We start from the raw sequence: 24,032 nt of genomic DNA on the forward strand, positions 1-24,032 counted from the left end.
GACTGAAATTTCAGTCAGGAGGATCCATGTTCATGTCCAGGCGTCAGACATTGCAGACGGCGTTCCTGGCGGCCGCCGGCGGGGCACTCAGCGCCTGCCGCACCCGGGCCGACGACGGCCGACCGGCGACGCACCGGGGGCGCGGGTCGGGGGCGGCGGCAGCGGCCGACGGACGACGTATGCCCGATGAACGGCACCCGCACGAACTGACCTACATGGCCTGGCCCACCGGGCGGATCTGGGAGTCGGACCTCCCTGGTGTCCGGGACGACATCGCGGGGATCGCCCGAGCGGTCGCCGAGTTCGAACCGGTCGTCCTACTGGCCAACGAGGGTGAGGTGCGGTCGGCACGCACGGCGTGCGGCTCCGGGGTGGAGGTCCTGCCGGTACCGGTGGACGACCTGTGGATACGCGACACCGGCCCGACCTTCGTGGTCGGACCGCAGGGCGTCGCCGGGGTCGACCTCAACTTCAACGGCTGGGGCGGCAAGCAGGTCCACGGCCGCGACCGCCGGGTCGCCCGCGCCGTCCTCGACGACGCTCGCCTCGCGCGGATCCAGGCACCGATCACCGGCGAGGGCGGAGCCATCGAGGTGGACGGCGCGGGCACCCTGCTCGCGACCGAAAGCTCGCTGGTCAACGGCAACCGCAATCCGGGGGTGTCCCGCGACGACGTCGAGCGGGCGCTCACGGACCTGTTCGGCGTCACCACCGTGATCTGGGTGGACGGCGTCAAGGGGCACGACATCACGGACTGCCACATCGATGCGCTGGCGCGGTTCTCGGAACCGGGCGTCGTGGTGATCGGCACACCGGCCGGGAAGGCCGCGCAGGACGTCTGGACCGGCGTGTACCGGCAGGCTCGGAGGACCCTGGACCGGGCGGTCGACGCACGGGGCAAGGGACTTGAGGTCGTCGAGCTGCCGGAGCCCGTCGACATCGGCCGCCGCGGGAAGGACTTCCTTGCCACCTATGTGAACTACTACGTGGTCAACGGCGGGGTGGTGCTCCCCCGCTTCGGCGACCGGAAGGCCGACGACCACGCCGCGTCCCTGCTGCGCGACCTGTACCCGGGCCGGAAGGTCGTGCAGGTGTCCGTCGACACGCTCGGCGAGGGCGGCGGCGGGATCCACTGCGCCACCCAGCAACTGCCCAAGGCCACCTGACAGGTCGGGCAGGCGACTACCGGGCGCGTTCCCGGGCCGCCTCGCGTTCCTTCATCACAGGGTGATGATTCCACCCGCGCGTTGTGCGCAGCCTGGTGGACGGATCTTGTCACTGTCGCCAGGATCTCGGTCAACACGCGGTCTCAGCGACGAGAGGCGGGACGGAACGATGGCCACGCACTGGGCGGACTTCCAGTACGAGATCTACCTCAACGGGATGACGGGCGCGGTGCCCCGGCTGCCGACCGATCTGACCCGGCTGGAGAGGCTCGCCGAACAGCGGCTCGGGCCCCGGCCGGTCGGCTATGTGGCGGGCAGCGCGGGCAGCGGCAGCACCGCGGAGGCCAATCGGGCTGCCCTGGACCGCCGGCGGATCGTCCCGCGGATGCTCCGCGATGTGCACCAGCGCGACCTGTCGGTGGAGGTGTTGGGCCGGTCGCTGCCCGCGCCGCTGGCGCTGGCGCCGGTCGGGGTGCTGTCGCTGATGCATCCGGACGCCGAGCCGGCCGCCGCCCGAGCCGCCGCGGCGCAGGGCGTGCCGTACATCCTGTCCTCCGCCTCCAGCACGCCGATGGAGGAGGTGGCGGAGGCGATGGGGGACGGCGAGCGGTGGTTCCAGCTGTACTGGGCGAAGGACCGCGAGGTCACCCGCAGCTTCCTGACCAGGGCGCGGGCGGCCGGATACCGCGCGCTGTTCGTCACCCTGGACACCCCGTTGCTGGCCTGGCGGCCACGCGATCTCGACCAGGCGTTCCTGCCGTTCCTGCACGGTGTGGGGACCGCCAACTACTTCACCGACCCGGCGTTCCGGGCGGGTCTGGCCAAACCGGTCCATGAGGATCCGAACGCGGCGGTGATGCACTTCGTGGGGATGTTCGCCGACCCCGCGAAGACCTGGCCGGACCTGGCGTTCCTGCGCGACAACTGGGACGGCCCGATCGTGCTGAAGGGCATCCTGCACCCCGACGACGCGCGGCGCGCCGCCGAGGCCGGCGTGGACGGGGTGGTGGTCTCCAACCACGGCGGCCGGCAGGTCGCGGGCTCGGTCGCCGCCGCGGATGCGCTGCCCCGGGTCGCCGAGGCGGTCGGGGACCGGCTCACCGTCCTCTTCGACAGCGGCATCCGCACCGGCGACGACATCGTCAAGGCGCTGGCGCTGGGCGCGGAGTCGGTGCTCGTGGGACGCCCGTACGCGTACGGGCTGGGCCTGGACGGCCAGGCCGGTGTCGAGCACGTCATCCGCTGTCTGCTCGCCGAACTCGACCTCACCCTGGCCCTGTCCGGCCACTCCCGCCCCACCTCGCCGACCGCCGACGACCTCATCGAGGAGACCGCATGACCACCGAGACCCCGACCGTGAAGAACGTGCTGGCCATCGTGTCGCCGCACGTCGGCGGCCGGACCGCCGGGGCCGCGCTGACCACCGTGCTGCCCAGCGCCACCGCGCGGGTCACCGTAGTCGAAGCGGCCGACGAGGACCCCTCGGCGCTGCGCGCGGCACAGGTCATCATCACCGGCCTGGGCCCGGTCACCGCGGACCACATCGCCGCCGCCCCGGCGCTGGAGCTGATCCAGTGCGCCAGCCACGGCTTCGACTACGTCGACCTGGACGCCGCCCGGCGCCGGGGCGTGCAGGTCTGCAACATCGGCTCCAGCGGCGCGGAGAAGCAGAACGTGGCGGAGCAGACCTTCGCCCTGATGCTCGCCCTGGCCAAGCAGCTGGTGCCGGCCCACACGGCGCTGGTCGAGGCGGACTGGGCGCTGCCCCGCCTCCAGCAGTCGATCACCGAACTGTCCGGCAAGACCCTGGGCATCGTCGGCCTGGGCCACATCGGTGAGGAAGTCGCCCGGCGCGCGGTCGCGTTCGACATGACCGTGGTGTACGCCGGGCCACGGCGGGTGGCGCCGGACGTCGAGGCCCGGCTCGGCGGCGCCCGCCACCTCCCCCTCGACGACCTGCTGCGCACCGCCGATTACGTCTCCCTACACGCCCCGCTCACCGACGCCACCCGCCACCTCCTCGACGCCGAGCGCCTCGCCCTGCTCAAGCCCACCGCCTTCGTCGTCAACACCGCCCGCGGCGCCCTGATCGACCAGGACGCGCTCGCGGACGCCCTGGCCGCCGGTGCACTCGCCGGCGCCGGCCTGGACGTCTTCGACCCCGAACCGCCCACGGCGGCCCTGCGGCTGCTCAAGGCCCCGAACGTGGTCCTGTCCCCGCACGTCGGCGGGGTCACCCGGGAGACCCTGGTCCGTATCGCGCTGGCGGCCGTGCAGAACGTCGCCGACCATCTCCAGGGCGAAGCGCTGCGGGATGTGGTGTCGTAACGGGCAGCGCACCACCGCCGCCTACCCAACCGACGCCCCAGGAGCCTCCGTTGACGACGCCACCGCGGCTGGTCCCCCTGCTGCAGCAGTTCGACTTCGCCCACCGGCGCCTGCGGGACCGCCTGACCGGGCCGGTGGTGGACAGCGGCAACGGTACGGCCCTCGCGGTCGACTCGCTGACCGACGACGAGTAGTTCTGGGAGCCGGTGCCCGACTGCTGATCGGTCCGGCGGCGCTCGCACGGCCCCGGGCCGCGGGCCACCGTCCTGACCGGCTGCGGTGGCGGGCGGCGCTGGTCGGTGTCGGGGAGGCCGCTCTCGACACGGTGGGGTACTGCAGCTATCCGCACGGCAGCGACCCGGAGGATCCGTTCATCGAAACCGTGTGGTGGGTCAACCAGGAACTGCTGCACCACGGGGCGGAGATCGCCCTGCTGCGCGACCTGTACCGGGCCCGGAAGGGGTGTTGAACGGGCGGGGCCGCCGGGCCGGTCAGGGGGCCGCGCGGCGCTACTCGGCGGGCCTCAGGCGCAGCGCGTGGAGCGCCACGGCGAGGTCGGCGACCGCGCGTGGGTCGCGCAGGGTGCGGCCGGTCAGCTCCTCCAGCCGGTGCAGGCGGTAGCGGACGGTGTTGCGGTGGCAGTCCAGCAGCTCGGCGGCGTCGGCGGCCGAGCCGGACGCGGCGAACCAGCACTCCAGCGTGTCCAGCAGGCGGTCCCGCTCGGCCGCGGGGAGCCGCAGGACGCCGTCGAAGACGGCCCGGGCGATCCGGCCGCCCTCCTCCGGGGCCGCCGCCACCAGCAGGGCGGCCGGACTGTCGTCGAAGCGCGCCACGCCCGCGCTCCGGCCCCGCACTCCGGCGAGGGCCAGACGGGCGAGCCGCAGCGCCCTGGGGGTCTCGCGCAGGGCGCGGTAGGCGGGGCTGACGCCCACCCGGGCGGAGAGCGAGCGCTCCAGGACGCCCATCGCCGCCTCCTCCGCGCCCGGCGGCCGGACGGCGACCACCCCGATCTGAAGGTCCGGCAACAGGCGCCAGGCCGAGCGCAGGTGCTCCGCGTCGAGGCGCGCCTCGACGCCGGGCAACGCCTCCCGGCCGGGTGCGGGCGCCTCGGCCGCCACCACGAGGTAGGGCCCGGAGGCCGGCAGGCCGAGCCGCTCAGCGGCCTCCCCCAGGCTCGTACGGTCGGTCAGCAGCCCGGTGCAGAGGGCCTCGACGGTGGCGGAGCGCTCGCGTTCCCGTCGGAGCACCAGTTCGGCGGTCTCCTCCCGATAGGCATCACCGACCGCCGCCGCGATCCCCTCGTTCCCCCACCAACCGGCCAGGGCCACGAGGGTCTCGGCGGTGATGCCGTCGGCGGTACGGGCCTCGGCGGCGAGTGCCGCCCACAGGAAAGCGGACCCCACGCGGCAGGCGTGCAGCAGCTCGGCCAGCGGGGTCCCCTGACGGGCCCGCTCCCGGCCGGTCCGGTGCGCGATGGTCAGATCGCCCCCGCCGTCACCGGCGAGCCGCCCGAAGACCAGCTCGGTGTTGCGACGGCAGGAGGCGCTCAACTCACCGAAGGAGACCCGGTCCGCGCTGCCGTAGTAGGCGACCTCGGCACGGATCCGGCGAGCCATCCGGGCGCCCAGTTCGGGGGCGCGCCCCAGCAGAGCGGCCGCGACGGGGGCGATTTCGGTGGGTGGGGCGGGTGTGGCGGGCATGCACCGCAGGCTATCGAGCGTGGGGTGGACGGGAGATGGGGGACGGGAGATGGGGGACGGGGGACGGCGAGGAGGGTGTGCTTGCCCGGGACAGCGGGCGCGGGCATGGGCACGGGCACGAGCGCGGCCCGTAGGGTGCTGGGCTCCTGCGGCCGCTCCGAGCCCGTGGCGGTCGCCACGCCATGGCTGCGGTCGCTCCGCGGCCACCGTCGCCCCGCGGCTTCGGTCCTCCCCCGGAGACGGTCCCCCGGCTGCGCTCCGCCTGCGGTCGGATCAGTCGCCGGGCGGACGGAAGTCGACCCGCTGCCCGGCCGCCCGGTCGATCTCCTCGACGGAGAGCAGCGGCACCGCCGAGGACCGCACCGCCCCCGAGGCCCGTACCCGCATCGCGACCGCGGCCATCGACAGCGGGTCGGGGAAGTCCAGGATGCAGTACAGGTCGGCGTCCCCGTAGGCGAAGTACATCGCCTCCAGCGAACCGCCGCAGGACTGCATCACCCGCTCGACCGCGGCCCGCCGCCCGCTTCCGCCCTCGGCGAGGAGCCCCTTCATTCCCTCGGGCGTGTAACTCGTCTGCACCAGGTACTTCGGCATCCCGCGCTCTCCCGCACTCCGATGGGCCCGCCGCACCGGCGGCTACCGCCACTATGGCCCGCCGGCACGCGACACCCCCGCCGGTGTTCGGCCGAACGGGGGGGCGTGGCCGTCCCCTTTAGGACGTGTCCGGTCGAGTCCTGACTAGGCGTCCTTCCCGGCGGCCCCGGTGCTGCTCAGGGCCGGAAAGCCGACCCCGGTCAGGTCCTCGGATGCCTGCCACAGGCGCCGGGCGCTCACCGGATCGCTGGCCGCGGCCGACCTGCTGACCAGTGCCGGGCGGCCGCGCATCTCGGCGAAGCCGTCGGGGCCGAGGTAGCTGGCGCCGGGGAGGTCCTGGGTGGCGGCGTAGAGGGTGGGCAGCGCACCGGCCCGGTTGTCCTGGGCGACGATCCGGTTGGTCACCCGCATCAGGGCACGCCGGACGGCGCTGGCGTCGTGGCTCTGCAGATTGGTGGCGGCGTAGCCCGGGTGTGCGGCGAGGGCGCGTACGCCGCTGCCGGCCTCGGTGAGGCGGCGCTGGAGTTCGAGGGTGAACAGCAGGTTGGCCAGCTTGGACTGGGAGTAGGCCCGGTAGGGGGTGTACTCGCCGGCCAGATCGAGGTTGTCGAAGTGGATGCGGGTGCCGGGCGGCGTCCGGTGTGCCGCGGACGCCACGGTGACCACGCGGTCGGTGACATGGGGCAGCAGCAGATTGGTCAGCGCGAAGTGGCCGAGGTGGTTGGTGCCGAACTGGGTCTCGAAGCCGTCCTTGGTGCGGGACTCGGCGACGGCCATCACCCCGGCGTTGTTGATCAGCAGGTCCAGGTCGCCCCGCCAGGCGTCGGCGAACGCGCGCACCGAAGCGAGGTCGGCCAGGTCCAGCCGGCGCACCTCCAGGCTTCCCCGGGCGCCCCGGACGGCGGCGGCGGCCTGCTCCCCCCGTCCGACGTCCCGCACCGCGAGCACGACATGGGCGCCGGCGCGGGCGAGGGCGTCGACGGTGGCGATGCCCAGGCCGCTGTTGGCGCCGGTCACCACGGCGGTGCGGCCGCTCTGGTCGGGGATGTCGAGGGCGCTCCAGTCACGCGTGCTACGAGTGTCAGCCATGGGCTCAATGTAGGCGTCGCCAACAATGCTGTCAATGACAACAATGTAGCCGGTGAATACATCGACGGTAGGGTGGTGGCCATGCACACCCGTCGTTACCACCACGGAGACCTCCGCGCCGCGCTGCTGGCACGGGCCGAGGAGACGCTGCGGGAGCGGGGGCCGGGCGCACTGTCGCTCCGGGAGCTGGCCCGCGACCTCGGCGTCAGCCATGCCGCGCCGAGCCGCCACTTCAAGGACAAGCAGGCACTGCTGGACGCGCTGGCGCTCGCCGGGTTCGACCGCCTGGTCGAGGTGCTGACCGGGGCCCGGGATGCGGGTGGGGCGTTCAGCGACCGGCTCGCCGCGCTGGCCCGCGCCTATGTGGATTTCGCGACCGCCAACGCGGAGTTGCTGGACCTCATGTTCGCCGTCAAGCACGACCCGGCGGCCTCCCTGGCGCTGCTGGAGGCGGTACAGCGAGCCGTCGCGCTGGCGGAGGAGCTGATCGCGGACGGACAGCGGACGGGTGAGGTGCGGCAGGGCCCGGTGGACCGGATCTCCGCGCCGGTCTTCACCACGCTGCACGGCTTCGCCGGCCTCGCCGTGAGCTGCCAGTACTCCGCCGAGGAGACCGCGGCCGGCCTCGACGACGTTCTCGCGTACATGGTGCGGGGCTGCGCCCCGGAGGGTGGCGGGGTCCCGCTGCCCGAGCCGCGGCCCGGGCGGGGACCCGGCCTCGGGCGCGTGGACCAGCGCCAGGAGTCCTGAGCCGCCGCTTGGTCGTCGTACGGCCGGACGGCCGCCGCATCAACCACCGTTCGGGCCGCCTGCGTCGAAGGCCGTGCATCGGCCTCTGCACACCGGCGACTTCGGCACATCGGGCCGGCAGTGCCGAGACCAACCCTGATCTTCAGACTGACGAAGGCGTGCAACTGATCGAGCTGTGCGGGGAGTTCGGTCCGCTGTGGGCAGGTCGCATCATCGAGGCCATCGACGGTGCGGTCCCCGTGGGCACGGTTGGCCCGCGTCACGGCGAGGCCGTCCTCGCGGGATACCCCCAAGGCCGGGACCGGTCGCTCCCAGGGAGGGAGGACCGGTCCCGACTGTCACCGGCGGCCGGTGCCGGGGTCAGACCCGGCCGAGGAGCAGGCCGGCGCGCTTGAGGCAGCTGACGTAGCCGTCCAGCAGGGCGTCATCGACCGGCGGGCAGGACGCGCTCCACGACGGCCAGACCTGGTCGGTGCGGGTGCGCCGCACCTCGGGGAAGACCGTGTCGAAGTACATCTCCTTGACCGTGAAGTCCGCCTGCTTGGCCGCGGTGTGGAACAGCGGGGTGAACGGCGCGATGGGCGAGGTGGGGTGGGCGTGCACATGATCAATGAGAGCCTCGGTCCACTCCTGATAACTCACCTCGTCGACGGTGTGCCCGGCGGACCGCATGCGCTGGACCATGTCCCCCAGGGTCGCCGGCCGGGGGTTGGTCAGGTGGACCACGCCGCCGAGGTGCGGGAGCCCGGTGGCGATGCCGACGATCGCGTCGGTGACCGCGTCCACCGGGACCAGGTCGAGCGGGAGCGGCACCGCGGGCGCCTTGCCCATCCGCACGATCGCGTCGAAGACCGCGCAGATGGCGCTGCCGGTGTTCCAGGCGCCGGTGCGGCTGTGGCCGGTGATCTCGTAGGGGCGGTGGATGGTCACCGGCAGGCCGTCGGCGGCGGCGTGGCCCAGCATCCGCTCGGCCACCCACTTGGTCTCGGGGTAGCCCATGCTGAGCAGTTCGGGGTGGCTGAGCGGGGTGCTCTCGTCGACGTACCGGACGCCGCCGACGCCACTGCCGGCGAGCACGGCCGTGCTCGACACGTAGTGCAGCGGGATGCGGCGCGGCGCCGCCAGCTGGACGAGGGTACGGACCGCCTCCACGTTCGCGGCCCGCAACTGGCGGTAGGGGTAGAGGAAGTTGACGTGTGCCGCGTTGTGCAGGATCAGGTCGACGGTGTCCGCGAGGCGGTCGAACGCGGCGGGGTCCATGCCGAGTCCGGGGTGGCCCAGCTCGGCGGGGATCGGGCGGATCCGGCCGGGTTCGGTGAGCCGGAGGCCGTAGCGGGCCATCCCGTCGTGCAGCCGCTGCATCGCCTGGGCCTGGTCGGCCGCGCGCACCGGGCAGTACACGGTGGCGTCGGTGTCCCTCAGCAGCCGTTCGAGCAGGAACGCCCCGACGAAGCCGGTGGCTCCGGTGAGCAGGATGTGGCGGGGGCGCACCGACTGCGGCACCGGTGCCTGGGCCACCGGCGGCAGCGGCGCCAGCTCGGCCTCCGCCTCGTAGTCCGGTTCGTCCGCCGTCTCCCGGTCGGCGTCCCGGCCGGACGGGGAGCAGCGGGTCGCCGTCCGGAACGCGGCGAGCGTGGGGCTGGCCAGCAGGCCCTGCAACAGCGGGGCGAAGTGCTCGGCCGGCAGGTCGAGGGCGGCGAGGGTGCGGGCGACCGTGTGGGCGGCCAGCAGGGAGTTGCCGCCCTCGGCGAAGAAGTCGGTGGCGTCGGTGACCGGCACGCCCAGCACCTCGACCCAGATGTCCGCGAGGGCGTCCGCACCGGGACGGGGGGCGTCCGGCGCGTCGGGGCCGGCGGGGGTGCTCGCTTCGGCCAGCGCGACCAGGGCCGGGTAGTCCGTCTTGCCGTTGGCCGTCAGCGGGAGGCGGTCCAGGCAGCGGATGGGCGCGGGCAGCGCATGGGCGGGCAGCCGGTCCGACAGGTGCCGGCGCAGCTCCGCCCCGTCCGGCCGGACCGCGGGGTCGACCGGAGTGACGAAGGCGCCGAGCCCCTTGCCGATGCCGTCGTTGCCCCGGACGACCACGGCGGCCTGGGCGACGTCGGGGTGGCTCCGCAACAGCACCTCCACCGCCTCCAGTTCGATCCGGAAGCCGCGGATCTTGACCTGCCGGTCGGCCCGCCCCCGGAACTCCAGCAGGCCGTCGGGGCGCCGGCGCCCCAGGTCGCCGCTGCGGTAGAGCCGGACGGTCTCCCCCGAGGCGGTCTCCCGGGTGACGAAGGCCCGGGCGGTCTCGTCGGGCCGGTCGAGGTAGGCGAGCGCCAGGCCGGCCCCGCCGATGTGGATCTCGCCCTCTTCGCCGGGGCCAGCCGGGCTGCCGTCGGGCCGGAGCAGTTCATAGCTGCTGTCGGCCACCGGCCGCCCGATCGGGACGGCCCCGGCCCCCGGCTCCACGCCTTCGACGTCGTGGGCGGTGACCATGATGCCGCCCTCGGTCGGCCCGTAGCCGTTGATGAGGTGGCGCGGGCGGCCGGCGGCGCAGACCGCCGCGGTCAGGTCCGGGTCCATGGCCTCGCCGCCGATCAGCACCATGTCCAGGGTGCCGAAGATGCCGGGATCGCTGCGGACGGCGTGGTGGAACAGGCTGGTGGTCAGGAAGGCGTGGGTGATCTGCCGGGCCTCGATCATCGTCCGCAGCCGGTCCGGGTCCAGCAGCGTCTCCCGTTCGGCCACCACCAGGCAGCCCCCGTTGAGCAGGGTGGCCCAGGTCTCGAAGAGGGAGGCGTCGAAGGAGAGCCCGAAGGTCTGCAGGACGCGCTTGCCCGGCCCGGCGCACCAGGGGTTCGCGCCGGCCGCGAGCCGGGTCACCGCGCGGTGCGGGAAGACCACCGGCTTGGGACGTCCGGTGGTGCCGGAGGTGAAGAGGATGTACGCCGGGTCCTCGGCCCCGCGCTCCGCGAAGGCCGGGGCGTCGTCGAAGGAGCCGGGGTCCGCCTGTGCCACCTCGTCGAAGGCGAGCCACTCGACGGGTTCGTCGACGGCGGGCACCGCGGCGGCGTGTCCGGGAAGCACCACGGCCAGCCGCACCCGGGCGGCGGTGAGCATCTCGGCCGAGCGGGCCGAGGGATAGTGGGCGTCCACCGGGACGCATACCCCGCCGGCCTTCAGGATGCCGGCCATGGTGACCGTCGCCTCCCAGGAGCGGACGCCCAGGACGGCGACGGCCTCGCCTCTGCGGATGCCCCGGTCGCGCAGGGCCCTGGATATGGACTGCGACCAGTCGTCGAGTTCGCGATAGGTGTAGCGGCGGGTGCCGTCCTGTACGGCCGGGCTCACCGGCGTACCGGCCGTCCGGTGGGCGAGCAGGGCGGGCAGCGAGGCGCCCGACGGGGCGGAAACCACGGCGGTGTTCCGGGAGTCGACGACGGACATGCTGGTTTTCATCAAGGCTCCACAGTGGGGAAAGGGCTGATGCGGACGGGCAGCGGAACGCCGGGGTGCGTCTTGCGGGGCACCGGGGGCTTCCGGGCAGGCGTGCGCAAGGCCCGCCGGGGGGGGGAGGCGGTGCCTGGCCGGGAGTCGGTGCGCGGCACGGGAGTCGTCCGGGCCGCGGGCGGGCGTCAGTTCGCTCTCGCGCACCCCGTTCGGGGTCGGCATACGGAGCCTTCGGCGCGGTGCGCCGGGACTGCGGGGCCTGACCCGTGAGACGGGTTCAGGGGCAACACCGTGGGGTGCCCGCAGACATGGTCCAGGTGCTCTTCATCCCACAAGGGCACTTGATGCCTTCCTCTACGGGAGTTGCGGTGAGCATTCCTTGCTCACACGCCCCATTGCCACTCCCCAGCATCACTGCCCGCACGGGCATCACTTTAAGACAGCTTGGCCGTCCTACCGTGGCTCCGTGGTGTCGCCTTCATCACGGTCCCCCGGGGGCTCCGAGGGGTGCCGGCCCGCTGTGGGATCCGGGCCGGCACCGAGACGGTCGGCGGCGCTGTGTCTTCAGCTTCCCGGTGTGAACCGCACGGGGAGCGACACGAGGTGGCGGTACATCAGCGTGGTCGACCACTCCAGTTCGGTCTCCGGAACCGCCAGCTGGAGGTCGGGGAGACGGGTGAGGAGGGTGTCGACGGCGGTGTCCGCGATCGCGCGTCCGATGTGCTGGCCGGGGCACTCGTGCGGGCCGCTGCTGAAGGCCAGATGGGAGCGGTTGCCGTGCACCGGCGCGGTCAGGTCGGGGCGGATCGCCGGATCGACGTTCGCCGCGCGCAGGCCGAGCAGCAGCATGTCGCCGGCCCTGATGTGCTGGTCGCCCAGCCGGGTGTCGCTGGTGGCCCACCGCCCCAGCAGGGTCATCATCGGCGGCTCGTCCCACATCACCTGCTCCAGCGCGTCGGGCAGGGTCATATGACCACCCGTGAGGTGTGCGCGGAAGCGGGGGTCGGTGAGCACCATGCGCAGCGCATTGGCGATCAGGTTGACCGTGGTCTCGTTGGCCGCGGTGAGGATCAGCCGCAGGTGTTCGCGGATCTCCTCGTCGCTGAGGTTCGCCGAGTGCTCGATCAGCTTGGACGGGAAGTCGTGGCCGGGGTGCACCCGCTTGCGCTGGACCAGCTGCTGGAGGGTCTCGGTGATGTAGTCGTTGCTGGCCACCGCGGTCGAGGTGCCGTTGAGCACGTCCTGGACGGCGGCCGCCAGGCTCGGACCGTACTCGTCCGGCATGCCGAAGAGCTGGGTCATCACCCGCAGCGGGAGCTGGGCGGCGAACTCGCTCACCAAGTCCGCGTAGCCCAACACGGCAAAATCGTCGATCAGTTGGTGGGTGAACCGGTTGACGTGGCGCCGGATGCCGCGGGATTCGAAGCGCCCCAGGCTGTCGGTCACGGCACCGCGGAGCCGCCGGTGGTCCTCGCCGTCGACGAAGACGCACAGCGGCTGCCAGGTCGTGATCGGCCGCAGCGGGTGGCCGGCCGGCACCCGCCCCTCGGCCATGTCCCGCCACAGCCGCGAGTCACGGGAGAAGACGCTCGGGGTGCGCAGGATCTCCAGGTTCTCGCGGTGGCCCAGGACCAGCCACGCCGGCAGTCCGCCCTGTACCCGTACCGGTGCGACCGGGCCGTACTGGGCGCGCAGCCGCTCGTACGCCCCGACCAGGTCGGCCTGGACCGCGGGGTCGTCCAGTTGGTAGAGCCCTCCCGGGGCCTGGCCGTGCGCCGGGCACCCCGGCGGTGGGGCCAAGTGGGCGGTGGTCTCGGGGTAGTTGGCGGTCACGAGTGCTCCGAGGTCTGGACGAAGTCGCGCAGGTACTGCATCAGGTTGATCAGGACGTCCCGGCTCGACGCCCGCTCACGGGCGTCGCACACCACGATCGGCACCCGGTCCGGCAGGTCCAGGGCGCTCCGCAGCTCTTCGGTGGGGTACGCCTCCGCGTCGGGGAAGGCGTTGACGGCGATCACGAAGGGCACATCGGCCTCTTCGAGCCGGCCGATCACATCGAAGCTGACTTCCAGGCGCCGGGTGTCGACCAGGACGATGGCGCCGAGGGCCCCTTCGAAGAGGCCGTTCCACAGGAACCAGAACCGCTGCTGGCCGGGTGTGCCGAAGAGGTAGAGGACCAGTTCTTCGTTGAGGCTGATCCGGCCGAAGTCCATGGCCACGGTGGTCGCGGTCTTGCGCTCCACGCCGGAGACATCGTCGACGTCGGCGCTCGCCTCGGTCATCGTCTCCTCGGTGGTGAGCGGCCGGATCTCGCTCACCGAGCGGACGAGCGTGGTCTTGCCGACGCCGAACCCGCCCACGATCACGATCTTCACGGCGGTGGAGGCCGATGACGGCAGCTGGTCCTCGTGCCGCGGCTCCATGACCGTGTCAGAGCTTCTGGAGACCATCGATAACCGCCTCAATCAGTGCTATGTCGGGGAGGTGGGAGACGACCGGCGCGCGGGCCTCCACCCGCCCGTCGGCCAGGAGATCAGTGAGCAGCACGCCGATCACGCTGGCGGGCAGCCCTAAGTGTGCGGAGACCTCGGCCACGGAAAGCGGTGACCGGCAGACCCGGAGGATCGCAGCGTGTTCGGGCTGCATGCCCGGCTGCGATTCCTCCAGGGCCACGATCAGGGTGACGAGGTCGAGTTCGGCCTGCTCCTCCGTACCGGCTCGGCCGCCGGTGATCACGTAAAGCCGCTCCGGACCGCCCTCGTCCCAGTCCTGGTCGGACTCGCTCACGCCGTCCGCCCGTCGACACGCGGCGGGCTGGTGAGGTGGGCGCCGATCCGGGCCACGAGGTCGCGCATGCACTGTCCGACGAGTCCGGCGTCCACGCCCTCGTCGGCGAGCACGGCCAGGTGGGCACCGGCGCCCGCGGCCATCAGGTACATGAAGCCGCCGTTCACCTCGATGACGACCATCCGCATCCGGCCGTCGCTGTGCGGGAATTCGGAGGCAATCGCTCCGGACAGGCTCTGCAGTCCGGAGCCGACGGCGGCGATCCGGTCGGCGGTGTCCGGGCCGGTGTCGTAGCGGGCCATGCACAGGCCGTCCGACGACAACACCACGATATGACGGGTCTGGGGGACGCTCTCCGCGAGGTCCTTGAGCATCCAGTCCATGTCCGCGCGCTGATACATCGGTTACTCACCCTTGTCTGACGTGTCGTTGCTGGTCCGGGCGGGTGCCGACGTCGGCCGGTCGCCGGAGAGACCGCTGTGCAGCTCGGCCATCCAGACGCCGGGCGCCGGTTCCTCGTGCGCCACCGCCGCCGGGCCGGGGCCGGTCGGGCCCCTGCGGGCCGCCTTGCGGGCCGGGTTCGGGGACCGGCGGCGCCGCTGCGGCAGCCCGCTGGCGGTGACCTCGGTGGGCTCCTCGGTGCGTTCCACAGCGGTCGTGGCGAACGCTCCGGTGTCGACGGCGGCCCGGCGCGCCGGCGGCTCCTGCGGCGCCGGGGCGGCGGTCGTGGGGACCGCCGCGGCGGTGCGGCGGGTTTCCGGACGCGGGCCGGAGGCCGCGCCGATGCCGTGCGCCCTGCCCGTTGCGGGCGCGGTGGTGATCGAATCCTTGGGTACGGTCAGGACCGCACGCACGCCCCCGTAGGCCGACGGCGGCAGCGACACCTGGAAGTCGTAGGCGCGCGCGAGCCGGCCGACCACGGCGAGCCCCAGCCGCGGCGACTCGCCCAGGTCCTTGAGGTCGATGCCGGCGCGGGCCTCGGTCAGCATCCGCTCGGCACGGGCGCGGGCCTCCTCGCTGAGTCCGATGCCGCCGTCCTCGATCTCGATGGCGATGCCCATGTGCACCTCCACCGCGGTCAGGTGGACGCGGGTGCGGGGCGGGGAGTACCGGGTGGCGTTGTCCAACAGCTCGGCGAGGGCGTGGATCAGCGGCTCGACGGCGGGCCCGACGACGGCGACCTCGGCCACCGAGTGCAGCTCGACGCGCTGGTAGTCGAGGATCCGGGACATGGCGCCACGCAGCACGCTGTAGAGCGGCACCGGCTTGCTCCACTGGCGGCCCGGCCGGGCGCCACTGAGCACGGCGATACTGTCCGCGAGCCGGCCGATCAGGGCGGTGCCGTGGTCGAGCCGGAGCAGATCGGCGAAGAACGCCGGCTCCTGGCCGTGCCGGTCCTCCATGGCGCGCAGGTCGGTCGCCTGCTGGTGCACGATGGCCTGGACCCGGCGGGCGACGTTGACCACACCGCGCTGGGCGGAGTCACGCATGGTCTCCTCGGCCTGCACCGCCTCGACCACCGACCGCAGCAGCGCCTCGTGGGCGGCCCGGAACTGCGGGCTGAGTCCGTACTCGTTGACGGCCAGCGACAGCAGCACGTCCTCGGCGAACTCGCCCTCCTGGAGCCTGCTGACGGCCGCCGGCAGCTGGCGTTCGGCGAGGCGGATGGTGGCCGCTTCCTGCTGCTGCAGATGCTGGAGCAACAGGGCCTCGCGCTCCCTGGCGGAGTTACGCAGTTCGGACAGCGCCTTGCCGCGCCGTGCGGCGGCCGCCGACAGCAGGGAGATCACGCCCGTGGCGACCACACCGCACCAGATGACCGCGCCCGTGGCAGCGGTGGGCACCAGCGCTCCGGTGACCGCCGTTGCCACGGCCGTCATAGCAGGGGGTGCCGACCACGCCGCTACGGAGCCGGAATGTGAGCTTCCGGGCGACGACGCAGTACCAACCATCAGCATCCTCAATCGTGGGGGACTACGGAAGCGCAGAGGGATGCAGCACGGCAGAAACGACAGTGTCGGCCTGTTCGCCCCGCCCAGAACGCCAATGAAGCCCTGAGCCGGGCAAATACCGGAACCGCAACCCCCGTGCACTCAACTGGTAACACTATAGCCAGAATTGATCACCAGTCGTATTCGCCCGGTCATCGCCACCCAGTGCTGAGACCCGCGTCACATAGCCGTGATAAGTGGACTTGTCGCCCCGTCAGCAAGGGCGCCCGTTCGCGGCGTCCCGCAGAGGTACGCCGGCCGATGCCCGCCGTTCCCTCAGGTGGCACTTCCCGGATGCCCGGCGGTCACCGAGCGCGGCGGCCAGGTGTCCGGCGCGAGGATCCCCAGCACATAGGCCCGGGCGATCAGGGCGCACCGGGTCGGGGCGCTGAGCAGGTCCCGCAGCCGACTGAGGTGGTAGTCGACGGTCTGCCGGGACAGGTGCAGGGAGGCGGCGATCTCCCCGTTGCTGCGGCCGGCCGCCAGCAGGGACAGGATGCGGACCTGTGTCGCGGTCAGCGGCGCGGGGGCCTCATGGACGAGGCTCTGATGGGTGACCACCGCCCAGACACTGGCGGCGCGGGAGGGGCCGCGGCCCACCGTCGTCAGGTGCAGCCGGGCACGGCGCTGCCGGCCGTGGTCGTCGACGAGCACGGCGGAGGTCTGGATCCGGCGGTTGCGGCGGGCTATCAGGGCGCGCCAGTTCCTTTCCAGGGCCGGGAGTTCGGGGTCGGGCGCCAGCAGGGTGTGGGCGCGGCGGCCCACGAGGTCCGAGAGCCGGGTCCCCAGCATCTCGGCCGCCGCCGCACTGGCCTGCCGGATCGTTCCGCCCGCGGAGATCAGCGCACACGGCAGCCCGCTGTGGTCACGGAGGGCACACAGGCTCTCCTCGGCCTCCCGGCGCTGGTGCAGTGCACGGGTGTAGTCGCTGATGTCGACATAGATGCCGGCCACACAGGTCTCGGCCCCCTCGCGCACGGGGAAGCGGTGGCCGGCCGCGTGCCCGCTGGTGCCGTCCGCGCGGTGGTAGGTCAGCGTGTGCCGCACCGGCTTGCCGCGGGCCAGCACGTCCTGGTCCAGGGCGAGCACCTGGGCGGCGTCGGCCGGGGCGTCGACCTCCCGTACGTACTTGCCGATCACCTGCTCCGGCGTGGTGCCGTACAGGTGGGCGTAGGCGTGGTTCGCCCACAGGTAGCGGCCGTTGGCGTTGCGGATGAACGCCGCGGCGGGAGCGAGGTCGGCGAAGGCGTCGTAGCGGCGGGGGGCGACGGCCGCGTCGGAGCCGACCTCCACCGCCATGCCCCGGGTCCGGTCCTGGCGGGACGGGCCGAGCGGCCAGTTCACATCGAAGATCCGGCCGTCGAAGTGCGCCTGCCACTGGCTCTTGCCGGTCCGCGCGGCGGGCGCGGGCGATCGTTTCCGGAAGACGGTGTCCAAAAACCGCTGAGCCGTGCGGAGGTCCTCGAAGGCCCCGCCGCCGCTGTCGATGACGCGCAACTCACGGTCGGCCTCCCACCAGGACACCGGAAGGTGTTGGAGCAGCGACTTCAGACCGGTCTCGTCCACGACGGCCTCTCTGTGATGAAGAGTTCAACAGGTGCGCACACTGCGCCTTCGCCATGCGTATCCCCCGTCGTGACGTCGTATGCCCGGTTCTCGGTCTATCTGGCCGGAGCCCGACGGTCGGCACGCTCGCCGCACCGCCTCCATACGGCATCACAGAACCTTCACACCCGGCCTGTGCGCTCCACAACTCTGGCATTTGCCTGAGCGATTGCCGCTCGGCGTGGTTTGCCGATCCGCGCCCGACTGGTTCTCTGGAGGTACGGCGTCCGGACCTCGGTGCGCACGCCGACCCCGCCGTTCCGACGGCGCCCCTCGCCTGCAAAGGAGTCCGATTTCAGTGAGCACTGTGCTGTTTGTGTATGCCAAGGGCGGTCCGCCCTTGGGGTATGCCCTGTCACGGGTCGCCGCACGGTCGGCAGTGCACCTGCTGGCTCTCAGCACGCTCCCGCCGTCCGTCGCCGAGTCCGCCGAGCGCCGGTGCGCCTCCGTGCTGACCGCCGACGGGCCGGAACGGGGTGATCTGGTGTCACTGATCGTCTCCCGGGCCCAGGCCGTGGGGGCGCAGGCGGTGATCACCTTCTCCGAATACGCGGTCGTGGCGGTCGCGGAGGCCTGCCAGAAGCTCGGCCTGGCCGGTCCGGGCAGCTCCGCCGCGCTGGCCCGCGACAAGCGGCTGATGCGCCACACCTGGAAGCAGCAGGAGATAGCCCAGCCCCGGTTCCGGCCCGTCGCCTCCGAGGAGGAACTGCGCGCAGCGGCCGGTGCGCTGCGGCTGCCGCTGCTGCTGAAGGCCGCCTGGAGCGCCGGCTCCACGGCGCACCGGATCATCCGCTGCGCCGAGGACGTGCCGGCGGCCTGGGACCGGGCCCGGGAGGTGATGGTCGAATCCGCCCAACTGGGCTACGCCGAACTCCATGTGGCCGACGCCGGCGCCGACTTCCTCGTCGAGGAGATCGTGCCGGGCACCGCGGACGGCTGGTTCGACCAGGAGGGCTGGGGCGACTACGTCAGCGTGGAGGGCGTGGTCGTCGGCGGCGACTTCCACCCGGTGTGCATCAGCGGCCGGATGCCGACCGTGGAGCCGTTCACCGAACGCGCCGGCATCACCCCGGCCGCGCTGCCCGACGACGCCCAGCGCCGGGTGGTCGACCTGGCCCGCGCCGCCGTCGACGCGCTGGGCCTGGACACCTGCGGAACCCACACCGAGATCAAGCTCGGTGCCGACGGCCGGATGTGGGTGATCGAGACCGCCGCGCGGTTCGGCGGCGCGATGACCGTCCCGCAGATCGAGGAGGTCTTCGGCCTGGACCTGATCGGCATGCTCGTCGACCACCTGCTGGGACGCCCGGTGTCCTGGCCCGCCGAGGTCCTCGCCCCCAAGGACGCCCGTGGGGCGGCCGGTTCGCTGGTGGTGCTGGCCGTGGACGGCGCCGGTGCGGCCTGGCCGGACCGGCGGCGGTGGGACTTCCCGGTCGTCGCGGACAGCGTGCCGCTCAGCCCCGGCAGCCGGCTGTCCGTGGTGGCCGAGAACTCCCTCCCGGACGGCACCCCGGTACCGGTCTACGACCCGGCGGCGGGCGCCAACACCATGGCCGCGCTCTGCCTGTTATCCGCCGTCGACCCCGAGACCGTGCTGCACGACCTGCGCACGCTGGTGGACGCGCTGCCGCACACCCTTCCGTCGGCCGGCATCACGGAGGCCCGTTCATGACCACCACCGTCCTGCCCTCCGGCGCCCCGCGCCCCACCGCCGACCGCACCACCGTCGGCGAGCCGCTCACCCTGCCGCTCTTCCGCGCCCTGTCCGGCACGCTCGCCGGCCACCCCTACCTCAAGGTCGTCGTCGACCGCGCCGAGGACACCTGGCACCTCCTCGACACCGCCGTCCACCCCTTCCACGTCGACTACATCGCCACCCGCATCCTCGGTATGACACCGGCCGAACTCGACGCCCGGCTCGACGCGTTCAACGCCTCCGTCTACACCGACCCCGGGCGCCGCTTCCTGCTGGGCGTGCTCTCGCTGCACGCCGAGGAGGACACCGAAGGCCGGGAACGCCCCTTCCTCGTCCTGGAGACGACCGAGGCGGACACCATGAACGGGCCGCTGCTGGAGGAGTTCTACACCTTCGTCCGCCACCGGCTCGACGGCCGGCTGCCGCTGCTGCTCAAGCCCGCGAACCACGGGCAGGAGCACGAGCTCACGGTCATCAGCGACGTCCGGGTGCCGCGCATCCTCAGCCATGAGCTCTTCGGCAACCGCACCCGGACCCCGCTCAACCCCGGCGAGGCCGCCGGCCGGCTCCGGCACTTCCGTACCCCCGAGGAGTACGCGGCCGGAGCCGGACAGCTGGGCTGGTCCGACATCGTGGCCATGCCCTGTCTGCCCGACGACGTGCCGAGGGTCGCCGGCTTCATCAACACCGCGCCCAGCACCCCGCTCTCGCACACCAACGTGCTCGCCTCCGGGTGGGGCATCCCCAACGCGATCGTCCGCGATCTGGAGCGGCTCATCGAGGCGGATGGCCTGGACGGCGCCTGGGTCCGCTACGAGGTGACGGACGACGACGTCTCCCTGGTACGGCTGGCGCAGCCGCCCACGCCCAGCGCCCCGGCCTGGCACCAGCACCGGATCCGGCTGCGGACCCCGCTGCTGGCGGACGCTGACCCGCTGCCGCTGCGCCGGCTCCGCCGGACCGACCAGGACCGCTACGGCACCAAGGCGGCCAACCTCGGGGAGCTGCACCACGTCCTGGAACACCGCGAGGCCGATCTGACCGGCTACTACGGACGCCCGCGCCCGCCCCGGCCCGACCTCTACAGCCACCTCGCGGCCCGCCTGGGCGTCCCGCAGCCGGCGTCGGCGGCACAACTGCGCACCGCGGCGGCGGACTTCGTGGCCGCCACGGTCACGGCGCCCGACGGGATCGCCCTGCCCTTCGCCCTCCAGCACCGGTTCCTGATCTCCTCGCCCGTCCTGCAACAGGCCATCGGGAAACTGAAGATGGCCCTGGAGCTGGATGCCGTCGACGCGGTGGACCCGCTGTGCCTCCAGCTCCAGCACCTGATCCGACAGGTCCCGATGCCGGACGAGGTGACCCGCCCGATCATCGCGGCGCTGCCCGACGGCCCGGACACCGGCCACCGCCTGGTGGTGCGCTCCTCGTCCAACGCCGAGGACCTGCCCGGGTTCTCCGCCGCCGGTGTCTACGACTCGATCAGCACGGTGCACGGCGCGGAGGAGCTCCTGGACGCGGTCCGCCAGGTGTGGGCCTCGCTGCTGTCCCCGCGCAGCGTCCGGCTGCGCCACCAGGCCGGGATCTCCCTCGACGACGCGTACATGGGCGTGATCATTCAGCGCTATGCGCCCGCGGAGCTCGGTGGTGTCCTGGTGACCTGCAACCCCACCCGGCGCTCCGACTTCCGCAACGTCTACCTCAACTGCTCCCCGGGCTCGCCGGAGACGGTCGTGGACGGCAGCACGCTGCCGATGCAGTACCTGTACAACACGGTGGAGGGCGGCGGCCGGACCGTGGCGCTCGGCTCGTCCCGGGAGGACCTGCCCGCCACCACCCGCAGCGGGCTGGCGCAGCTGGCGCTGACCGGGCGGCTGCTCCAGTCGCACTTCAGCGACACCAATGTGGACCAGCCGCTGGACATCGAGTGGCTGATGACCGATCAGGGCGGCTTCCGCCTGGTCCAGATCCGCCCCTACGCACGGTGAGCCGCCGCCTCCGACGGGGACGCGCCCGCACCGAGGGCGCGCCCCTGCCGCCGCGGGCCCGTCGCCTCATCCGCCTGAACAACGGCTTCCAGCTGCTGTTCAACCTGCTGTGGTGGATGCCGGTGTTCTACGCCTACCAGCGTGAGGCGGGCCTGAGCGACGGCCAGATCTTCGGCATCCAGAGCATCTACTACGTCGCGTTCTGCCTCTTCGAGATACCCACCGGGCTGGTGGCCGACCGGATCGGCGCGCGCAACTGCCTGCGGGCCGGCGCCCTGGTGATGACCGTGGCGAACCTGGCCCCGGTCCTGACCCCCACCTACTCCGGCTTCCTCTTCCACTTCCTGCTGATCGCCGCCGGCCGCTCCCTGACCTCCGGGGCCGCCAGCGCCTACCTCTACGACGGTCTGCGGGCCGAGGGCGCGGACGCGCACTATCTGCGGGCCGAGGGCCAGGCCCGGGCACTGGGCCTGGCCGCGAAGGTGCTGTGCTGGCCGCTGGTCGGCCCGCTCATGGCGCTGGCGCACCCCGCCCCGTACCTGCTGAGCGCCGTCGGGGCGGCTGGTTCCCTGCTCTGCGCCCTGGTGCTGCCCCGCCAGTCCACCGCGCGCACCGCGGCACCCGGACCCCGCCGGGCGCTACCCCTGCGGGAGGCCGCGGCGGCGCTGCGCACCGTCCGCGCCACCCCCTGGCTCGCCCTGGTGATGGTGCAGGGCGTCGCCGTCTTCACGCTGTCCCGGATCTGCCAGGTCAACCTCTTCCAGCCGGTCCTGCTGGACCACGGCATCGCCGAGAACACCCACGGCAGTGTGCTGGCCGCGATCACCGTGGCGGAGGCGCTGGCCTCGGCCCGTCCCCAGTGGCTCGGCTCCCGGCTCTCGCCGGTGACCTGGGTGTCCGTGCTCAGCGTCGGGATGGCCGCGACGCTGGCCGCCCTCACCATCGGCGGCGCCTGGCCCGCCGTGGTCCTGCTGTGCCTGTTCTCCGCCGTCACCGGCTTCGCCTATCCGCTGCAGCGCAAGCTGGTGAACGACGCCATCCCCGCGGGCGCTCCGCGCGCCACCTTGCTGTCGGTCGAGAGCATCGTCGACCGGGGGGTGTGCGCCCTGGCGGCCGTCGCCGCGGGCGGCTACCTCGCCGCGCACCGCCTGGACGCCCTGCTGTGGCAGAGCGCGCTGGCCACCGTGGTCCTGCTGGCCGTCGTCCACCTGCTGCTGCACCGGCGCCGTCGGGCGGCGACGGGCGAGCCGGACTCCCTGGAGCAGACGGCGCCGCCCCCGCCGTGGCTCACCACGGCAGGAAAGCCCTGACCGTGGCCGCCATACTGGAACGGTGCGGCATGCGGAGGCCGGGCGGTACGGCGAGGACGCCTTCCGCCCGGAGGAGACCGGCGAGGCCGACCGCATCGATCTGGGAGCCCTCGCCTACGACGGCGTGAGCACCGCCCGCTTCACCGCGCTGGGAGCCGGCCCGGGCTGGCACTGCCTGGACGTGGGGGCCGGGACCGGCACCCTGGCGCGGTGGCTGCTGGAGTCGGCCGGGGTGGCCTCCGTCCTCGCCGTGGACCGCGACATCCGCTTCCTGACCACCCGCAGCCCGCCCGGACTGGTGGCGCAGGCCGCGGACATCACCGTGCCGCACTTCGACCCGGGCCGGTTCCACCTGGTGCACGCCCGGTTCGTCCTGATGCACCTGCGCTCCTGGCGCCGTCTGATCGCCAAGCTCGGTTCCCTGCTCGTCCCCGGTGGGGTGCTGGTGCTGAGCGACGCCGTCGACCTGACGACCGCCGGCGCGCCGGTGACCGACTACACCCGGGTGATGCGCGCGATGTGGCAGGCGCTGCGCGAGACCATCGGCACGGACATCTCCTGGGTTCCCGACTGCCCGCAGATGCTGCTGGCGGAGGGACTGCGTTCGGTGGCCGCCGAACTCCACGTCCCCCCGCTGCTGCCCGGCAGCCCCATCAGCCGTTTCTGGGACGACACGTGGGACCGGGTGGGGGACGCCATCCTGGCGACCGGTCAGGTGGACGCGGCCCAGCTCGCGGCGGCCCGCCGGGCGCTGTCCGCCACCGACTGCGCCGGTCTCTCCCCCGGTATGCAGACCACCTGGGGCTGGAAGCCCCCGCACGGCGCCCCCTCGGCGGGGTGACCTCCGGTTCGGAGCCGCGGCGGCCGCGCGGCACCGCCCCGCCGACACGCCCGCGCCGCGGCGTCATGGATCCGTCAGGGGTGCACCGCTCCCCGTCAGGAAGGCGCCAACCCCGCGCTCCCGGCCTCCGCGCGGCGATTCGATGAAGGACGGAGCACGACACGGAGGATGCGGTACGGCATGGACACGACACAGGACGAGGAGCGCGGCCCCCGGGGCGCGGCCGGCGGCGGCCGGCGCGTGGTGGCCGGGGTGAGCGGTTCGCTGGGCAGCCTCACGGCGCTGCACCGGGCCGCCGCCGAGGCCCGCCGCACCGGCGCCGTACTGTGCGCCGTGCTGGCCTGGGAACCGCCCGGCGGCGATGTCCCGCACCGCGGCGGCGCCTGCCCTCCCCCGCTGCTGGCCACCTGGCAGGGCCTGGCGGCCGAACGGCTGCGGGAGGCGCTGGACACCGCCTTCGGCAGCGCCGGGCCGGGCGTCGCGCTGCGCCCCCTGGTGCTGCGTGGCAGCCCCGGCAAGGTCCTGCTGCGGACCGCCGACCACGCCGATGACCTGCTGGTGATCGGCGCGGGAGCCCGCGGCCGGCTGCTGCGTGCGGTGTGGCCCTCGGTCTCCCGCTACTGCGTCGCCCGCGCCCGCTGCCCGGTGCTCTCCGTTCCCCCGTCGCCGCTGCACGCGGCACTGGACGCCGTACACCGCCGGAACTCCTGGCATCTGCCGCTGGACGCACGGGAGTTGGCGGACTGACGCAGGAC

The 24,032-nt window shown here is 73.1% G+C and carries 20 protein-coding genes and 1 pseudogene; 11 read left to right on the forward strand and 10 right to left on the reverse strand.

Features of this window, described 5'->3' with window-relative positions; all coding sequences use genetic code 11:
• Window positions 1-32 precede the first annotated feature (32 nt).
• The 4 genes and pseudogenes from AB0G84_RS12705 (at window position 33) to AB0G84_RS12720 (ending at window position 3,963) form a co-directional block, all read left to right on the forward strand.
• Window positions 33-1,166, forward strand: coding sequence for an agmatine deiminase family protein (locus AB0G84_RS12705; RefSeq protein ID WP_361319035.1), 1,134 nt, complete (start codon window positions 33-35; stop codon window positions 1,164-1,166).
• 169 nt (window positions 1,167-1,335) lie between these two features.
• Window positions 1,336-2,505 carry a lactate 2-monooxygenase gene (locus AB0G84_RS12710; RefSeq protein WP_361319037.1) on the forward strand — a complete coding sequence of 390 codons (1,170 nt, stop codon included), beginning with the start codon at window positions 1,336-1,338 and terminating at the stop codon, window positions 2,503-2,505.
• On the forward strand, window positions 2,502-3,494 hold the full coding sequence (locus AB0G84_RS12715; protein WP_361319039.1) for an NAD(P)-dependent oxidoreductase: 993 nt from the start codon (window positions 2,502-2,504) through the stop codon (window positions 3,492-3,494). The genes AB0G84_RS12710 and AB0G84_RS12715 overlap by 4 nt, the downstream gene beginning before the upstream one ends.
• Before the next feature lie 50 nt (window positions 3,495-3,544).
• Window positions 3,545-3,963: pseudogene (locus tag AB0G84_RS12720) on the forward strand (hypothetical protein).
• 40 nt (window positions 3,964-4,003) lie between these two features.
• On the opposite strand, the gene AB0G84_RS12725 reads toward AB0G84_RS12720, so the two are convergent.
• The 3 genes from AB0G84_RS12725 to AB0G84_RS12735 all read right to left on the reverse strand — a co-directional run bounded on the left by AB0G84_RS12725 (window position 4,004) and on the right by AB0G84_RS12735 (window position 6,877).
• Window positions 4,004-5,194 carry a helix-turn-helix domain-containing protein gene (locus AB0G84_RS12725; RefSeq protein WP_361319041.1) on the reverse strand — a complete coding sequence of 397 codons (1,191 nt, stop codon included), beginning with the start codon at window positions 5,192-5,194 and terminating at the stop codon, window positions 4,004-4,006.
• 273 nt (window positions 5,195-5,467) lie between these two features.
• Window positions 5,468-5,788, reverse strand: coding sequence for a GYD domain-containing protein (locus AB0G84_RS12730; protein WP_361319043.1), 321 nt, complete (start codon window positions 5,786-5,788; stop codon window positions 5,468-5,470).
• A 144-nt stretch (window positions 5,789-5,932) separates the two neighbouring features.
• Complete coding sequence (locus tag AB0G84_RS12735) at window positions 5,933-6,877, reverse strand: oxidoreductase (RefSeq protein WP_361319045.1); 945 nt, start codon at window positions 6,875-6,877, stop codon at window positions 5,933-5,935.
• 81 nt (window positions 6,878-6,958) lie between these two features.
• Here AB0G84_RS12735 and AB0G84_RS12740 point away from each other — a divergent pair, with 81 nt between their 5' ends.
• Both AB0G84_RS12740 and AB0G84_RS12745 read left to right on the forward strand, forming a co-directional pair.
• Entirely contained in the window at window positions 6,959-7,627 is a 669-nt protein-coding gene (locus AB0G84_RS12740; RefSeq protein WP_361319047.1) for a TetR/AcrR family transcriptional regulator, read from the forward strand.
• 158 nt (window positions 7,628-7,785) lie between these two features.
• Complete coding sequence (locus tag AB0G84_RS12745; protein ID WP_361319049.1) at window positions 7,786-8,022, forward strand: DUF6506 family protein; 237 nt, start codon at window positions 7,786-7,788, stop codon at window positions 8,020-8,022.
• Here the strand turns inward: AB0G84_RS12745 and AB0G84_RS12750 are convergent.
• The 7 genes from AB0G84_RS12750 to AB0G84_RS12780 all read right to left on the reverse strand — a co-directional run bounded on the left by AB0G84_RS12750 (window position 7,988) and on the right by AB0G84_RS12780 (window position 17,403).
• Complete coding sequence (locus AB0G84_RS12750) at window positions 7,988-11,068, reverse strand: amino acid adenylation domain-containing protein (RefSeq protein ID WP_361319051.1); 3,081 nt, start codon at window positions 11,066-11,068, stop codon at window positions 7,988-7,990. The two genes, AB0G84_RS12745 and AB0G84_RS12750, sit on opposite strands and share 35 nt — an antisense overlap.
• 555 nt (window positions 11,069-11,623) lie before the next feature.
• A complete protein-coding gene (locus AB0G84_RS12755) occupies window positions 11,624-12,892 on the reverse strand; it encodes a cytochrome P450 (protein ID WP_361319053.1) in 1,269 nt (422 codons plus the stop codon).
• Window positions 12,889-13,509 carry an ATP/GTP-binding protein gene (locus tag AB0G84_RS12760; protein ID WP_361319055.1) on the reverse strand — a complete coding sequence of 207 codons (621 nt, stop codon included), beginning with the start codon at window positions 13,507-13,509 and terminating at the stop codon, window positions 12,889-12,891. Before AB0G84_RS12760 ends, AB0G84_RS12755 begins: the two co-directional genes overlap by 4 nt.
• Window positions 13,490-13,846, reverse strand: a complete 357-nt coding sequence (locus AB0G84_RS12765) for a DUF742 domain-containing protein (protein ID WP_361319057.1) — start codon at window positions 13,844-13,846, stop codon at window positions 13,490-13,492. The genes AB0G84_RS12760 and AB0G84_RS12765 overlap by 20 nt, the downstream gene beginning before the upstream one ends.
• Window positions 13,843-14,247: a roadblock/LC7 domain-containing protein gene (locus AB0G84_RS12770; RefSeq protein WP_361319059.1), complete on the reverse strand. Its 405-nt coding sequence runs from the start codon at window positions 14,245-14,247 to the stop codon at window positions 13,843-13,845. The genes AB0G84_RS12765 and AB0G84_RS12770 overlap by 4 nt, the downstream gene beginning before the upstream one ends.
• A gap of 3 nt (window positions 14,248-14,250) precedes the next feature.
• On the reverse strand, window positions 14,251-15,726 hold the full coding sequence (locus tag AB0G84_RS12775) for an ATP-binding protein (protein WP_361319061.1): 1,476 nt from the start codon (window positions 15,724-15,726) through the stop codon (window positions 14,251-14,253).
• A gap of 387 nt (window positions 15,727-16,113) precedes the next feature.
• Window positions 16,114-17,403, reverse strand: coding sequence for a PAS domain S-box protein (locus AB0G84_RS12780; protein ID WP_361319063.1), 1,290 nt, complete (start codon window positions 17,401-17,403; stop codon window positions 16,114-16,116).
• Between the two features lie 337 nt (window positions 17,404-17,740).
• On the opposite strand from AB0G84_RS12780, the gene AB0G84_RS12785 reads away from it, so the two are divergent.
• The 5 genes from AB0G84_RS12785 to AB0G84_RS12805 all read left to right on the forward strand — a co-directional run bounded on the left by AB0G84_RS12785 (window position 17,741) and on the right by AB0G84_RS12805 (window position 24,024).
• Entirely contained in the window at window positions 17,741-19,114 is a 1,374-nt protein-coding gene (locus AB0G84_RS12785; protein ID WP_361319065.1) for an ATP-grasp domain-containing protein, read from the forward strand.
• Window positions 19,111-21,126 carry a PEP/pyruvate-binding domain-containing protein gene (locus tag AB0G84_RS12790; RefSeq protein ID WP_361319067.1) on the forward strand — a complete coding sequence of 672 codons (2,016 nt, stop codon included), beginning with the start codon at window positions 19,111-19,113 and terminating at the stop codon, window positions 21,124-21,126. Before AB0G84_RS12785 ends, AB0G84_RS12790 begins: the two co-directional genes overlap by 4 nt.
• The gene (locus AB0G84_RS12795; protein WP_361319069.1) at window positions 21,123-22,436 is read left to right on the forward strand and encodes an MFS transporter; all 1,314 of its coding nucleotides are present in this window, start codon (window positions 21,123-21,125) and stop codon (window positions 22,434-22,436) included. Before AB0G84_RS12790 ends, AB0G84_RS12795 begins: the two co-directional genes overlap by 4 nt.
• Window positions 22,437-22,458: 22 nt before the next feature.
• Window positions 22,459-23,277, forward strand: a complete 819-nt coding sequence (locus AB0G84_RS12800) for a class I SAM-dependent methyltransferase (RefSeq protein ID WP_361319071.1) — start codon at window positions 22,459-22,461, stop codon at window positions 23,275-23,277.
• A gap of 180 nt (window positions 23,278-23,457) precedes the next feature.
• On the forward strand, window positions 23,458-24,024 hold the full coding sequence (locus tag AB0G84_RS12805; protein ID WP_361319073.1) for a universal stress protein: 567 nt from the start codon (window positions 23,458-23,460) through the stop codon (window positions 24,022-24,024).
• Window positions 24,025-24,032 lie beyond the last annotated feature (8 nt).

The organism is Streptomyces sp. NPDC020742 (assembly GCF_040641675.1).
In the GTDB taxonomy this organism is placed as follows: domain Bacteria; phylum Actinomycetota; class Actinomycetes; order Streptomycetales; family Streptomycetaceae; genus Streptomyces.

What these genes read in the sequence shown, in the direction of transcription:
- AB0G84_RS12790 (WP_361319067.1), top strand. Translation starts at nt 19,111, where the DNA reads ATGACCACCACCGTCCTGCCCTCCGGCGCCCCGCGCCCCACCGCCGAC.
- AB0G84_RS12710 (WP_361319037.1), top strand. Translation starts at nt 1,336, where the DNA reads ATGGCCACGCACTGGGCGGACTTCCAGTACGAGATCTACCTCAACGGG.
- AB0G84_RS12705 (WP_361319035.1), top strand. Translation starts at nt 33, where the DNA reads ATGTCCAGGCGTCAGACATTGCAGACGGCGTTCCTGGCGGCCGCCGGC.
- AB0G84_RS12730 (WP_361319043.1), bottom strand. Translation starts at nt 5,788, where the DNA reads ATGCCGAAGTACCTGGTGCAGACGAGTTACACGCCCGAGGGAATGAAG.
- AB0G84_RS12805 (WP_361319073.1), top strand. Translation starts at nt 23,458, where the DNA reads ATGGACACGACACAGGACGAGGAGCGCGGCCCCCGGGGCGCGGCCGGC.
- AB0G84_RS12775 (WP_361319061.1), bottom strand. Translation starts at nt 15,726, where the DNA reads ATGACGGCCGTGGCAACGGCGGTCACCGGAGCGCTGGTGCCCACCGCT.
- AB0G84_RS12725 (WP_361319041.1), bottom strand. Translation starts at nt 5,194, where the DNA reads ATGCCCGCCACACCCGCCCCACCCACCGAAATCGCCCCCGTCGCGGCC.
- AB0G84_RS12740 (WP_361319047.1), top strand. Translation starts at nt 6,959, where the DNA reads ATGCACACCCGTCGTTACCACCACGGAGACCTCCGCGCCGCGCTGCTG.
- AB0G84_RS12750 (WP_361319051.1), bottom strand. Translation starts at nt 11,068, where the DNA reads ATGAAAACCAGCATGTCCGTCGTCGACTCCCGGAACACCGCCGTGGTT.
- AB0G84_RS12715 (WP_361319039.1), top strand. Translation starts at nt 2,502, where the DNA reads ATGACCACCGAGACCCCGACCGTGAAGAACGTGCTGGCCATCGTGTCG.
- AB0G84_RS12760 (WP_361319055.1), bottom strand. Translation starts at nt 13,509, where the DNA reads ATGGTCTCCAGAAGCTCTGACACGGTCATGGAGCCGCGGCACGAGGAC.
- AB0G84_RS12735 (WP_361319045.1), bottom strand. Translation starts at nt 6,877, where the DNA reads ATGGCTGACACTCGTAGCACGCGTGACTGGAGCGCCCTCGACATCCCC.
- AB0G84_RS12770 (WP_361319059.1), bottom strand. Translation starts at nt 14,247, where the DNA reads ATGTATCAGCGCGCGGACATGGACTGGATGCTCAAGGACCTCGCGGAG.